The organism is Amycolatopsis bullii, from assembly GCF_014654205.1.
In the GTDB taxonomy this organism is placed as follows: domain Bacteria; phylum Actinomycetota; class Actinomycetes; order Mycobacteriales; family Pseudonocardiaceae; genus Amycolatopsis; species Amycolatopsis plumensis.
This window is the reverse complement of the sequence record NZ_BNAW01000003.1, coordinates 145,173-159,159: the sequence shown is the minus strand read 5'-3', so window position 1 is coordinate 159,159 and position 13,987 is coordinate 145,173. Positions and strand designations below refer to the sequence as shown.

9 protein-coding genes are annotated in these 13,987 nt (G+C 68.8%); 3 read left to right on the top strand and 6 right to left on the bottom strand.

All coding sequences use genetic code 11. From position 1 onward, the window contains the following. Positions 1-73: 73 nt before the first annotated feature. The 5 genes from IE317_RS05545 to IE317_RS05525 all read right to left on the bottom strand — a co-directional run bounded on the left by IE317_RS05545 (position 74) and on the right by IE317_RS05525 (position 7,359). Positions 74-3,157 carry an ATP-binding protein gene (locus IE317_RS05545; RefSeq protein WP_191306951.1) on the bottom strand — a complete coding sequence of 1,028 codons (3,084 nt, stop codon included), beginning with the start codon at positions 3,155-3,157 and terminating at the stop codon, positions 74-76. Beyond that, the gene (locus IE317_RS05540; protein ID WP_191306950.1) at positions 3,154-3,765 is read right to left on the bottom strand and encodes a hypothetical protein; all 612 of its coding nucleotides are present in this window, start codon (positions 3,763-3,765) and stop codon (positions 3,154-3,156) included. Before IE317_RS05540 ends, IE317_RS05545 begins: the two co-directional genes overlap by 4 nt. 10 nt (positions 3,766-3,775) lie before the next feature. Further along, positions 3,776-5,401 (bottom strand): CATRA system-associated protein, encoded by a 1,626-nt coding sequence (locus IE317_RS05535; RefSeq protein WP_191306949.1) that lies wholly within the window; start codon positions 5,399-5,401, stop codon positions 3,776-3,778. Next, entirely contained in the window at positions 5,398-5,994 is a 597-nt protein-coding gene (locus tag IE317_RS05530) for a TIR domain-containing protein (protein ID WP_191306948.1), read from the bottom strand. Before IE317_RS05530 ends, IE317_RS05535 begins: the two co-directional genes overlap by 4 nt. A gap of 96 nt (positions 5,995-6,090) precedes the next feature. Then, positions 6,091-7,359: an MFS transporter gene (locus IE317_RS05525; RefSeq protein WP_191306947.1), complete on the bottom strand. Its 1,269-nt coding sequence runs from the start codon at positions 7,357-7,359 to the stop codon at positions 6,091-6,093. A gap of 82 nt (positions 7,360-7,441) precedes the next feature. Between IE317_RS05525 and IE317_RS05520 the strand changes: the two genes are divergently transcribed. Further along, positions 7,442-8,344 carry a LysR family transcriptional regulator gene (locus tag IE317_RS05520; RefSeq protein WP_191306946.1) on the top strand — a complete coding sequence of 301 codons (903 nt, stop codon included), beginning with the start codon at positions 7,442-7,444 and terminating at the stop codon, positions 8,342-8,344. On the opposite strand, the gene IE317_RS05515 is transcribed toward IE317_RS05520, so the two are convergent. Beyond that, complete coding sequence (locus IE317_RS05515; RefSeq protein WP_191306945.1) at positions 8,272-9,267, bottom strand: aldo/keto reductase; 996 nt, start codon at positions 9,265-9,267, stop codon at positions 8,272-8,274. The genes IE317_RS05520 and IE317_RS05515 overlap by 73 nt on opposite strands. Positions 9,268-9,313: 46 nt before the next feature. On the opposite strand from IE317_RS05515, the gene pdxR reads away from it, so the two are divergent. Continuing rightward, positions 9,314-10,636 carry a MocR-like pyridoxine biosynthesis transcription factor PdxR gene (gene pdxR / locus IE317_RS05510; protein ID WP_229902486.1) on the top strand — a complete coding sequence of 441 codons (1,323 nt, stop codon included), beginning with the start codon at positions 9,314-9,316 and terminating at the stop codon, positions 10,634-10,636. Between the two features lie 92 nt (positions 10,637-10,728). Then, the gene (locus IE317_RS05505) at positions 10,729-13,965 is read left to right on the top strand and encodes a GH92 family glycosyl hydrolase (RefSeq protein WP_191306944.1); all 3,237 of its coding nucleotides are present in this window, start codon (positions 10,729-10,731) and stop codon (positions 13,963-13,965) included. The last annotated feature ends 22 nt before the right edge of the window (positions 13,966-13,987 follow it).

Here is a 13,987-nt window from a genome sequence, read left to right as displayed (position 1 = left end):
GTTTCCCGAAGCAGCGGTCAACGGTGCACACGCACGAAGGCCGCGTTCCCCCTCGGAACGCGGCCTTCGTGGTTCAACGGCCGTTGCGGGCCCGGTCGAGCACTTCTTCGAGCCGCAACGGGCTGGGTGGGTGGTGGCTCAGGCACAGCGGCGCGCGCATGGCGCGGAACCCGAACGACTCGCTGGTGACGTAGAACTGCCCGCGTTCCAGCCGCGAAATGTCCCCGACGGTGCTGCCCTTGGCCCTGGCCATGTCGTTCGCCGCGGCGATCTGTGCCGGGCTGTTCAGGCGGCCGAAGAACTGTGTTGTCGCGTTTCCGGTGATCTGGTTGTGCAGGCCCTTCGGTGCCTGGGTGGCCAGCAGCAGGCCGAGGCCGTACTTGCGGGCCTGCGAGGCTAGCATGATGGTGCTCTGGGTGCTGGCCGTCCAGCCACCCGACGGAGCGATCGTCTGGGCTTCGTCCATGACGAACAGCCCGCCGAGCGGGCGATCGGCCGCCGGGTTGCGCTTGATCCAGGCGAACACCTCCAGCTGGAGCTGGCTGACGAACCCCTGCCGCTGCTCGTCGGACGGCAGCCCGACGAAGCTGATCACCGAGATCCGCGCCCGCTTTCCGGGCGACGGCGTGAGCAGTCCGGCAGGATCGGCGGGTTCCCCGGAGCCCCCGAGCAGCGGATCGTTGACCATCGCGGCCCGCAGCGTCTCGGCCAGATCGGCGGCGGTCTTGGTGCCGGTGGTGAGCTTGCTGACGCCCATCGGCAGCTCGGCGAGCATGTCGACGAACCCGGAGAGGCTGCGCGACTCCTTCCGCGCGTAGTGGGTGAGCGCCTCCCGCAGGACGGCCTGGCCCCTCACCGCGGCCTTGGCCCCGCCGCTCACTCGTGCGTGCGGAATCAGCCGCGCCACGGCGGCTTCGACCGCCGCGGCGAACTCGTCTTCGTCGTCGCGAACGCCGGCGAAGTCGGGCAACGGGTGGAAACTCAGCGGCCGCCCGGCAGCCCGCCCGGGTGTCCAGACGACAACCTCGGTCCCACCCAGGTAATCGGTAGCGGCGTCCGCGTCACCGGGCCGCCACCCTTCGGGCGGTTGCGGCCAGGGATCACCGAGCCGGGCGAGGTCGTTGTTGGGGTCCAGGACGATGGCGGAGACGCCCCGCAGCGCGCACTCTTCGACGATGCGGCGGAGGAGGACGGTTTTTCCGGTACCCGACCCGGCGAAGATCACGGCGTGCTTGCGGAGGGACTCGAGCTCGATGCGGATCTCGCCGTCGACGCCGAGGGTGAACTCGCCTGGACCGGCTTCCGGCTTGGCCTGGGCCCTTTCCGGTGGGGGGCGGGTTTCCCGCTGGTTGCTGCGGGTCTGGCCGGGATCGGGGAGGATCTTCTTCAGCAGCTCCGTCTTGCTCGCCGGCTTGCGGGCGACCAGCCAGTTGAGGAGTTCGTAGCTCTGCTTGGTGAGCATCTGGCTGAGCGCCCAGAACGTCCGGATGTCGTCCTTGCTGATCTCCACGCGTGGACTGCCCAACGCTTCGAGTGCCGTGTACTCCGATATGGTCGTGCCGCCGGTCCAGCCCCTTGGTCCGTCGTGGATCAATACCAAGTGCCGGTTGTCCATTCCTTTCCTGACCCCTGCGGCCGACCTGGCGGCACGCATCTGCCGCAACGTGCGGTTACCGTGCTGGGGCGGGATGGCACGGAACACCCAACGCTCCCAAAGATCACGTTCCTCGTCCACCGTCCGGCGAAGACCGGCGTGCAGATCGCCGCCGCCGTCCAGGCCTTCGGTTTCCCAGGAGCGGTCGTCGTTGCCGACCTCGGTGATCCACGAGCGCAACGCAGCCTGGACGAGCCCCGGCATGACCTGATCCACGTGGTTCTTGCTCATGGCGGTATCGACATCGGCGTTCTGCCGCAACTCGCTGAACTGTTGGTCGAACGCTGCGAGGTAGTTGGGTTCCGAGACCGGCTCGTGCGGTAGTTCGACGGGTTCGCTGAACGACGACAGTTCGCGGATCTCCCCAAGAAGGCAGGCTTCCGCGTGCTCGTGGACGCGTCGGAGCAGTTGCCGCGGGCTGTAGGCGCCGCTCCACGCGCCTTCGAACGCCGCCGGCGCTATCGGCCAAGTCGGGTGCGGTGGGTCGAAGCCGATGTTCGCGTACAGCACGCCGAGCCACTTCTGGACAAGTGCCCGGCCGAGCTGCGGGTCGACGATGGCCTTGAGGACCGGTGTCTCGGTGAACCGGTCATCGAACGAATCGGTGGCTACCTTTCGCAGAAGGCTCCAGGTGTTGGGCAAGGTGGCAACGATGGACAAAGTTCGTCGTGTCGTCTCACGCAGCTGCATCAGACCGTCGGCGATGGCCGCGAGTTCCCCGCTCTGGTCCGTCGATGCCCCGTTGCCCGCTCTGGCGATCAACGAGTCGAGCTGATCGATCGCAGCGACACTCGGCCCGGTGAGCGCAAGCACCCGCGAGATCTCCGTGGCGAGTTCGCGCTGTGGTTTCGCCTCCGTGTGCAGCCCCCAGGAACGACGTTGACCGTTTTTGGCCTCCGGCATGCCCGCGAGATAGTCCTTACCGACGACGATCTGGTTCTCGTCATCGGCCGCGTAGAGCACCAGTGCACGAACAGTGTCCGCGCACTCCACCGCGACAAGAGGGTCGATTCGGCGCAGAGCACCGACGAAACTGTCGAGATTGTCGACGGTGAGCGGAGCGCGGCCGAGGACGACCTTGGCCACCGGCTCGGGCACGTCGGCCCTGTCACACAACCGCTGCAGCAGGTTGGCCAGCTGGAGTTCGCCGTCATCACCCTTGCGCCACAGCTCGCCGCGCATGGCCCGTAGGACGTCGTCCCAGAAGGCGGGACCCGTGGTGAGGTCGATCAGGAAGAAGTAGCCGCCCACATCCTGCACCATCCGCCTGACCCGGCCCAGCACATGGGTCTTGCCCACACCCTTCTGCCCTTTCAGTGTGAGCCCAACCGGGTTCGGGCCACTGCTGTTCTTCGCGTCGAGGATGCCGGCGCGTATCCGGTGTTCGGCCCTTGTCTGCAATCCATCCACGTGGAAGGGCGAAGCGCCCCAGACGTCGTCCGGAGTTTCGGCGAAGTTGAACCGGACGGCGGCGAGTGCCTGCCGTTGCTGTTCCTCGGTCATGATTCCTCGATCGCCACGAAGTGTTTGTCCTCCATACCGATGCGAATGGCCGCGGCACGGTCGGCATCGGTGAGTCCCCGTCGGTCGGAGTCCGGTGCGAGGTCGACGAGGCCGGTCTTGAGCATTTCCACCAGCATCTGATCCACCTCGTCCTTGTCTGCTCCGTTGAGTTTGGGGCGGAGTTGAGCCAGCCGTACGTGCTCACCCGGCCGGTCGGACAGATCCCGGTAAGCCTTCCGGATCAGTGACTCCAGGCCCGGAACGGTCCCGATCACCGCGGCCAGCGGAATCTTGTGCTCCTGCGCGTAACGGGCGAAGAACCGCAGCAACTCGAATCCCGCCCGCACGAGCGGGTTGGGCCTGGGTGGGGGTTCGATCTCCGTCAGTGCCTGCTCACACCACGCACGGCCCGCTTCGGTGATCCGATGCACGTACGGGCGCTTGTCCGTATCGGTATCGAGCAGACGGGCCTTGTTGAGCTTCTCACGGCCGTCCTTGCTCAGCGTGATGCCGTGCCGGTCCTTCAGATCTCTGTTGTTGATCTCGTCGTCGGCCAGCAGCAACACGAACAGTGCTGCCCGCTCGTGGCTTCCGTACTTTTCCGCCATTCCCACTCCCTCAGTCGGTGAACACGGTGATACGGCGATCGATCCGGGCCAGCAATGCGTCGATATGCTCGCGCAGGCCGTCTGGGGTGGTGACCCGGCTCCCGGTCACGCGGACTTCGTTCAGCAGATCGAGGTCCGCCGTCAGCTCCTTGAGCAACGCCATGTCGTTGTCATCGAGCGCGGTGGCCATGTCGATCACGGTCTGCTCGACGATCGCCCAGCGTCCTTCCCGGGACAGTTCCACCGGAACCTTGCGCAACGCCGCAGCGGCGTCCTGCAGTGCGACGTGACCGGAATCGGTCCGGCCGGCTGGCGCGTCGATGATGACTTCGTGCAGCTGACGGGCTACCTGGCGAGGCCGCGTGTTCGCGTCCAGCCGGAAGAGCCGCAGGTTGCGCAGGAACGCAGGCAGCTTCTCCGGGTCGGTCCGACGAGTCAGCACGCAAAACAGCCGGCGGTCGCTGTCGGCGTCCAGGGCGTGCCGCAAGAACCGTTCCGCCTCGGTAGCCTGCCAGCGGCTCACCTCGCCGTCGATGACCAGGCAGAGGTGTTTCGCCGGGTCGCTACCGTGGTCGAAGAACTCCGGATCGGTGGACACAGACCGCTCGACCTGCAACTTGAGATCCACCAGCTCGTTGATGAGTTCGGTCGCGATCGGTGGCTCCGGCCGGGAGATCGACACCAGCAGGTCCAGGCGGTACGACTGCCGTTGGGTACGGGCAGCAGCCACGTAGGCGTCTCGGTTGTCCGCGAACAGGGCCGTGCGGTCAAACTGCTGCGCGATGACCGCGGCAATGGACTCCAACGCATACGAGATCTGGTCCGCGGACGGGGTGAGCTCTTCCGTCACCGGGAGATGCTCACCGAAACTCCAGTACGACACGTAGGGCACCGTGGTGTGACGCAGCATCTGCTCCTGCGTCACACTTTTCGCGAGCCAGTTCCGGTACAGGGGTGCAGTGAGCTCCGCGCACCGGTGCTGCCACCCCTCGGCTCGCTCGTACTCCACACGGTTGTCCAACCGCGAGAGGACCGGGAGCACGAGGTGTGGCGGACGGTCGTAAGGCATCCGGTCGCGGGCGGCATCGGCTCGCTGGGCGATGTTCACGACTCCCTCGACGCTCTGCTGGTTGGCCGTGAACAGGACCACGAGTCGGTCAGGCAGATGCGCGGTGCAGATGCCACCGATGTCGGAAATGCCCGTTCGGCTGTCGATCAGGACGAAGTCGTAGTTCTCCGTCCACTCCGCCCGGCAGCGCTCCAGAAAGGCCGCAAACCCTCGTCGATACAGGTCCTCCCAGTCGATGTCCTGCACCCGACCGGTGTAGGACACGTCCTGCTTACCGGCGGCCAGCAGTGACACCGTGCCTTGCTCCGGGAGTGCGAGTCGGATGGCATGCTGCCTCGGTTCTGCCGCGCCGGTGAGGAAGTCGGCTGCGAGATCGATCACCCCGCCCTTGGGCGCCTTACTCATCAACGGTCCGTAGTAGTGATGAAGGCCAGGCGCTTCGAGATCCCAATCGATGGTGAGCACACGGTAACCCCACCGGGCCAGCAACACAGCGACGTTGGCCAGCGTGAAGCTACGCCCGACACCGCCCTTGTAGGAGTAGAAGGTGACGACAGTCCCCGTCATGAGTCGAACCTCGGGAGCGGAGGAGGCGGCGACAGGACGGGATCAGGTCGCTCGATGACCGGCCAGTCGGGCCGCCAGGGTGGCACCTGACTCAGCAGTTCGGCGAGATCCTGCGCACATTGTCTAACTTTTTGCTGGAAAGAATGCCAGTCCCGGCTTTCCTGAAAACCTCTGTCCGGGTTGTCAAGACCTTTGAAGTCCCACCACGACCGAAGACGGCCTTCGTTCTCGAGTCTGTGCGAGTCCGCGAAGCGAATAGGATAGATCAGTCCCTGCGGACGCTCGAGACTGACGAGCCCGAGCAGCTGCTCGCGCGCCTCCATGCTGCCCCATTCAGCCATGCACCACGGAGATTCCCAGTAGGGCGCCGACAGGACGGCAACCATGATCTTGGTGTGGTGCAGTGCGCTCTCGAGCTGCGCAGGCCAGTGCACGGCACGCGGCATGTCCTTGTCGAGAAAGATCTTCGGCGCAGGTGCGATCTCGTCGACCAGGCACTCCGCGAGCCGTGGATAGAAGTGGTTCAGCAGCCAATTCCGTGCAGTTCCGTGGCGGCTGTAACTGATGAACAGATCGTACTTGTATCCCGGCACGCCGACGATGATAAGCAGATCGGACAGCTCACCAACAGGACGAAAAAGTGGTCAGTTCCGGGAAACAGTCCAAAAAGAGGCTAAAAACTGGACACGTCACTCCCGCATCGGCGCGCGGTTCGCCGCCGCCTTCTGAGGTTGGGCGGCGACGACCACCGCGCCGGCCAGCAGCACCGCTGCCGCGGTGGCCAGGGCGAATGGCGTCGACGTTGCCGACAAGGCACCGAGGGCCGCCACGCCGAGTGCGGCGCCCGTTTGGCGGGAGGCGTTCAGGGCGCCGCCCGCGATGCCCGCCAGCTCCGGGGGTGCCGCGCCGATCACCGCGGCCAGCAGTGACGGGATGGCCAGCGAAACGCCGAAACCCAGCAGGGCCAAGGCCACCACTGACACCGCTACCGGAGGCGAAGACGCCTGGATCGCGGCTCCTAGTGCCATCAGCAGAAAGCCGGACACCGCCGGGATGCGCGGGCCGATCCGGGCCACCAGGCGGCCCGTGAAGATCGGGTTGAACGCCGTCGGGATCATCAGCGGCAGGAAGGCCAGGCCCGTCGACGACGGCGGGTAGCCCCGGGTTTCCTGGAAGTACAGCGACAGCACGAACAGGACACCCGACAGCCCGAAGTTCACGATCGCGCCCGCCAGCAGACCCCGCGACAGGAGCTGCGGTGGGAGCATCGCGCCGGGACGGCGTTGCGAGACCGCGAATACCGCGGCCGCGACCGCGCACGGCAGCAGTGCCCAGAAAGCCTTCTCGACCAGCGCATACGTCAGTGTCGACAAAGCGACCACCGCCGACAGCTGGCCGACGACGTCGATGCGGCCGGGCCGGACCGGGGTTGCAGGAGCCGAGCGGGACAGGGCCAGGGCGACCAGCGCCACCGGGATGTTGACCACGAAGATCGCCCGCCAGCCGAATGCCTCCGTCAGGAGGCCACCTAACAATGGGCCCGCCACCAGGCCCGTTCCGCTCACCGCCGCCCACACGCCCATCGCCTTCGCTCGCGCGGCCGGCACCGGGTAGGCCGCCGCGATCAGTGACAGCGATGACGGGACCAGCAAGGCACCCGCGACTCCCAGCAGGGCTCGGAGGGCGATCAACAACGCCGTCGAAAAGGAGAGTGCCGACAGACCGGACAGAACGCCGAACGAAATCAAGCCCAGGAAGAACACGCGGCGGGCGCCGAAGCGGTCGGACCACGCTCCCGCCGTCAACAAGAACGCCGCGAACGTCAGCGTGTAGCCGTTCGAAATCCACTGCTGTGCCGACAATGACGGCGATAGGGCCGGGAGCGCGACCGTCACGATCGTCGTGTCCAGCATGACCAGGAAGTAACCCAGCGATAGGCCGGTGAGGAGTCTTGCCACGCTCAAATCCTCGACGCTCCGTGACACCGGCGGAAGCAGGCAGTTACGATGGCTGGTATCGGGAACGCCGATGGGGGATGCCATGGAACTGCGCCACCTGCGCACCTTCCGCGCCGTCGCGCGGACGCTCAACTTCACCCATGCCGCCGCCGAACTGCACTACGCTCAGTCCAGTGTCACCGAACAGATTCAGGCCCTGGAAGCCGAACTCGGGTCGAAACTGTTCGAACGTGGGCGGCGGCTGCGGCTCACCGGGGCCGGGGAACGGCTCGTCGGGTACGCGGACCAGGTGCTGGAACTCGTCGAGGAAGCCCGGGCCGCCGTTGACGAGGAACGCGGTGAACCCGAAGGCGACTTGACCATCGGCGCCCTGGAAACGCTTTGTGCACAGAGGATCCCTGCCCTCTTCGGCGAATACCGGACGCGGTGGCCGCGCGTGCGGGTCACGCTCCGGGAGGGCAGCCGCGGGGAGCTCTACCAGGCCGTGCAACAGTCCGAAATGGATGTTTGCTTCACCTTCGGTGACGCGCCGGCCGATCCGGCTCTCTCGAGCGCGAAGCTGGGCAGCGAGCCGCTCGTCGTGATCGTTCCGCCGGGACATCCGTTGTCCGGCAAGGAAGAACTCCGTCCCGGCGACCTCGACGGCGTCGGCTTCCTCGCGACGCCGCCGGGCTGCGGCTTCCGGGAGATGCTGGACCGGATCGACGGACCCGTCATCGAGGCGGAAGTCGGCAGCCTCGCCGCCCTCGCGCGGTGCGTGGCCGCCGGTCAGGGGTGCGGGCTCGTTCCCGCCCTCGTCGAGCACGCCGGCGCCGTTGCCGTTCCGCTGGCCGGGGCCACCACCGACGTCACCATGACGTGGCGGCGGCGCGACGAACGCAAGCCGAGCGTCGCCGCGCTGCTCGCCACCGCCTACGCGTTGTCCAGCACCGACAGCAGCTCGTCCGGCAGCTCCAAGGTGAAGGCCGGGGCGATCGACTCGTAGTGCTCCCACGTGCGCGGGCCGATCAGCGGGATGACCCCCTTGCGCAGCAACCACGCCAGCGCCACCTGGTTGCCGGACGCCCCCAGCTCCGACGCCACCTTCGCGACCGCCGCCAGCCGCGCTTCCGAGTCCGGGCCCGCGTAGGACCGCCAGATCTGCGTGGATTCCCGGTAGGCCGCGTCGTCGTAGATCCCGCGCAGCAGCGAGGAATACGCCGCCAGGGAGACGTCCTGGTGCACGGCCAGCCAGTCCAGCAGCTCGCCCCCGGCCACGGACGGGACGTCCGCGCCGGCCGGGCGCAGGTACGAGTGCTGGACCTGGACCGCCACCGGAGACGCCCACCCGTTGGCCAGCGCCAGGGACCGGATGCGTTCCAGGCGCCACGTCCGCACGTTGCTCCAGCCGATGTACCGCACCTTGCCCGACCGCACCAACGTGTCCAAAGCGGACAGTGTCTCCTCGAGCGGCGCCGAGCGGTCGTCCACGTGCACGTAGTAGAGGTCGATGTGGTCGGTGCCCAGCCGGCGCAGGCTCGCTTCGGCCTCGCGCTCGATCACCGCGGCGCTCGCCCCCTCGTACGTGCGTTCCCGCGCCGCCCAGTCCGTCGTGCCGTCCGGCCGGGAAGCCGCGCGCGCCGCGGGGAGGTCGGTGATGCCCGCCGCCACCTTCGTGGCCAGGAACACCCGGTCGCGCCGGCCGCGCAGCAGCTTGCTCAGCATCGCTTCGCTCTCGCCGCCGGTCGCGGAATCCCCCGTCCACCAGGCGTAGCAGTTCGCCGTGTCCAGGAAGTCGCCGCCGGCGTCGAGGTACGCGTCCAGGATGCGCGCCGACGTCGGTTCGTCCGTCGACGTGCCCATCAGCATGCAGCCCAGCGACACCTGGCTCACGTCCTGGCCGGTCCGGCCCAGTTCCACCTTCTTCATGATTACGAACCTAAGAGGGATCGGTCCGGTACTACGATCCAATACCGTGCCTGGATCACAGACCAATTGGGGCGTGCTGCTGGAGCTGTCCGGGCGCGGACCGAAGCACGAACAGCTGGCCAGCGCCCTGCGCAAGGCGATCCGGGACGGCGTCCTGGCCGGCACCGTCCCGCCGAGCCGCCGGCTCGCCGCCGACCTCGGGTGCTCGCGGTGGGTCGTCACGCAGGCCTACGCCCAGCTCGTCGCCGAGGGGTACCTGGCCGGGCGCACCGGGTCGGCCACCCGGGTCCGGCCGGTGGGTGACGCGGTGGCGGCGAAGGAACCGCCGCGCGCGGCGGCGCCGCGGTACGACCTCGCTCCGGGCCTGCCCGACCTGCGGAACTTCCCCCGCCGGCCGTGGGCGGAAGCGGTCCGCGAGGTGCTCGCGAACACGCCGCACACCGACTTCGGGCTCCCCGAACCGGGTGGGCACCCCCGGCTGCGGCAGGTCCTGGGCGAGTACCTCCGGCGCGTCCGCGGCGCCGCGCCCGGCACCGTGCTGGTCTGCGGCGGCGTCACCGACGGCGTGACCGGCGTGTGCCGCGCCCTGGTCGAGCGCGGCAGCACCGGGCTCGCCGTCGAGGACCCGGGGTGGACGCGGCTGCGGCGGGCGGCCGAAGACGCCGGGATGACCGTCCACCCGGTGCCGGTCGACGACGAAGGCCTCGACGTCGGCCGGATCCCGGCGGGTGTCCGCGCCGTGCTCGTCACGCCCGCGCACCAGTTCCCCACCGGCTCGGTCCTGTCGCCCCGGCGGCGCGCCGAGCTGCTGGCCTGGGCGCGGGACGTCGACGGCCTGATCCTGGAGGACGACTACGACGCCGAGTTCCGGTACGACCGGCGGCCCGTCGGCACCGTCCAGGGCACCGACCCGGGTCGGGTCGCGCTCTTCGGGTCGGTCAGCAAGACGCTCAGTCCCGCGCTCGGGCTCGGCTGGGCCGTCCTGCCTCCACAGTGGACAGTGCGGGCGCACCCGCCGCCCGTGCTGGACCAGCTCGCGCTGGCGGGCTTCATCACCGGCGGCGGCTACGACCGGTACCTGCGGGCGGCGCGGCTGCGCTACCGCGCCCGGCGCGACAAGCTCGTCGAGGCGCTCGGACCGGTGCGGCTCTCCGGGGTCGCGGCCGGACTGCACCTCGTGCTCCACCTCGACCGGGACGCCGCGGCCGTCGTCCGGAAGGCAAGGGCGGCGGGTGTCAAGGTGGCCGACCTCGACGGCTACCGGACGACGCCGGGCGAACCCGCGCTCGTCCTCGGCTACGGCAACCTCGCCGACACCGGCGTCGAAGCCGCCGCGGGGCTGCTCCGGCAAGCCATGACAACGGCTTGACCTGGTTGCCGCCTTCTCAAATGTTCGCGGATGTGAAAGGCTGCTGGACAGTCCGCTTCTGACAACGTTGTCACCTGGGAGGTGCGCGCCCCATGCGGTCGCCAAGCAGACAACTGATCGCCGCGGCGGCCATCGGGCTCGTGGTCGCCGCCACGACCCAGGCCACCGCGCACGCCGAGACCAGCGCCGATCCGGTGAGCCTGGTCAACCCGTTCGTCGGCACGCAGAACTTCGGGAACACCTTCCCGGGCGCCAGTGCGCCCTTCGGGATGGTGCAGGTCAGCCCGGACACCGGCGGCCAGGGCGGCTACGACTACCTGCAGAACGCGATCTACGGCTTCAGCCAGACCCACCTGTCCGGCGTCGGCTGCGGCGTGATGGGCGAGCTGCCGATCATGCCGACCACCGGCGCCGTGGACAACGTTGACAAGAACGCCTACCGGTCCGAGTACAGCCACGACGACGAACATGCCGAACCGGGCTACTACCGCGTCGGCCTCAAGAAGTACGGCGTCAACGCGGAACTGACGGCGACCGCGCGCACCGGCTGGCAGCGCTACACCTTCCCGTCGACCGGCCAGGCGAACGTCCTGTTCAACACCGGCCAGGCCAACCAGTCGGTCAAGGACTCCGAGATCCACGTCGTCGGCGACCGGACGCTCGAAGGGCGGGTCAAGGCCGGCGGGTTCTGCGCCGGGCACGACGAACACACCGTCTACTTCACCGCCACCTTCGACCGGCCGTTCAGCTCGTTCGGCACCTGGCGCGGCTCGACGCGCACCGCCGGCAGCCGCGACGCCGCGGGCACCGGGAGCAACGGCGCCTGGGCGAGCTTCGACGCGACCACCGACCACGACGTCGTGCTCAAGGTCGGCCTGTCCTACACCGGTCTCGACGGCGCCCGGAAGAACCTCGCGGCGGAGACGTCGGACTACGACTTCGACGCGACGCGGGCCGCGCTGCACCAGCAGTGGGCCGACCGGCTCGGCGCGATCAAGATCGCCGGCGGCACGACCGAGCGGCAGACGGCGTTCTACACCGCGCTCTACCACGCGCAGCTGCACCCGAACCTGGCCGGCGACACCGACGGCGCGTACACCGGCTTCGACGGCAAGGTGCACACGGCGAGCGGCTACACGCCGTACCAGAACTTCTCGCTGTGGGACACCTACCGGCCGCAGAACCAGCTCCTCGAAATGCTGGAACCGCAGGTCGCACGGGACGTGGCCCTGTCGGTCGTCGCCATCGGGCGCGACGGCGGGTGGCTGCCGCGCTGGGCGCTGGCCGAGAGCGAAACGAACATCATGACCGGCGACCCGGTGACGCCGTTCCTCGTCGAGGCCTGGTCGAAGGGCCTGCTCGCCGGGCACGAGGAAGAGGCGTACGCGCTGCTCAAGAAGAACGCGACCAGCACGCCGCCCGCCGATTCGCCGTACAACGGCCGCTCCGGCGTCAACTATTACAACGAGCGCGGGTACATCCCGAGCGGGCTGGAACTCGGCAAGGACTGCGCGGCCAAGGGCGGCGACAACGACTGCGAGCACCCGGCGTCGGCGACCATGGAGTACGCCGCGGCGGACGCCTCGCTCGCGCTGATGGCCCGCGGGCTCGGCCACCAGGCGGACGCGCGGATGTTCGCCGACCGCGGCCAGTGGTACCGCAACCTGTGGGACTCCTCGATCCAGCAGTTCCGCCCGCGCACCACCGAGGGCACGTTCGTCACGCCGTACAACCCGGTCGACGCCGGCCACCAGTTCCACGAAGGCGGCGCCTACCAGTACCAGTGGCTCGTGCCGCAGGACCCGGCCGGGCTCGTCTCGCTGATGGGCGGCCGGACGGCGACCGAGAAGCGCCTGGACTCGTTCTTCGCCTACAGCAACCTCTTGCAGGACCCGGCGGGCACCGCGCGGAAGGACTGGATCGCCAGCCCGTACGACTACTACGGCAAGGCGACCTACAACCCGAACAACGAACCCGACCTGCTCGCGCCCTACATGTACAACTGGGTCGGCGCTCCGGCGAAGACCGCGACCGTCGTCCGCGCGGCGATGACGCTGTTCACCACCGGCCCCGACGGCATGACCGGCAACGACGACCTCGGCACCATGTCGGCCTGGTACGTCTTCTCCTCGCTCGGCCTGTACCCGACGATGAGCGGCGCGAACTTCCTCGCGCTGTCGAGCCCGCAGTTCGAGTCGGCGACCGTCCGCATCGGACAGTACGGCTCGTCGCAGGGCGGCACGCTCACGGTGTCGGCGCCGGGCGCGAGCGACACGAACCGGTACATCCAGAGCGTGTCGCTCAACGGCCGGGACGTCCGGCAGACGTCCCTGGACTGGTCCGCGCTGGCCCACGGCGGGAAGCTCTCGCACCAGCTCGGCTCGCGGCCGTCGACGTGGGGGACGTCGCCGTCCGCGGCGCCGCCGTCGGTGAACAACGCGCCGGGCGACCAGCGGCGGCACGTCGACGCTTCGCTGCGGCAGACGTCCGTGGTGATCCCGGCCGGGGCGGCCCAGCAGGTGCACCTCGACCTGGACGTGGTGGCGCAGAACCCGGGCCTGCAGCCGGTGACGGTTTCGGTCACGTCGCCGTGGAAGGCCCGCTTCCAGCCGCTGCTCCTGCCCTGGTCCGGACGGCTGCCGGTGCAGCAGACGGTGCCGATCACGCTGAGCGTGCCAGCTGGCGCGGCCGTCGGAACGTACCCGGTGCAGGTGACGGTGTCCGGCTTGGGCGCGAACAAGGTGACGCGCTCGGCGACGATCGAGGTCCGCACGCCCGCGGCCTGCGTGTCACCGGGCCCCCAGTGCGCGGTGGACCTGGGCCGCGACTTGAACCACGACGGCACGGCGACGGTGGCCGCGTCCACGGAAGGCAACTTCGACGGCAGCGGCTGGAGCTACGACGCCGGACTGCTCCCGGCGGCGGGCCCGGTGGTCTGGGACGGCGTCACGTACGCGGCGCCGGACGCCTCGGGGACTTCGCCCAACTTCGTGGAGGCCCGTGGGCAGTCGCTGCTGGTACCGGCGGGTCAGCACACGGCGCTCCGCCTGGTGGGGGCGTCGCACAACGGCCCGGTGTCGACGACGGTGACGGCGCACTACACGGACGGGACGAGCGCCGACCTGGCGTTGACGTTCGGCGACTGGGCCGGGTCCGGGAGCCCGGTGGTGCTGGAGATGCCGCACCGGATCAAGGCGGGCAGCGGGGTCGACGGGCCGCCGGTGCGGTTGTTCGGGATCTCGGCGGGGCTGGATGGTGGGAAGACCGTGCAGTCGGTGAGCCTGCCGAATGATCCGCGGGTGGAGATCTACGCGCTCACCCTGGCGTGACGGTTCGGTTCGCCGGAGGCAC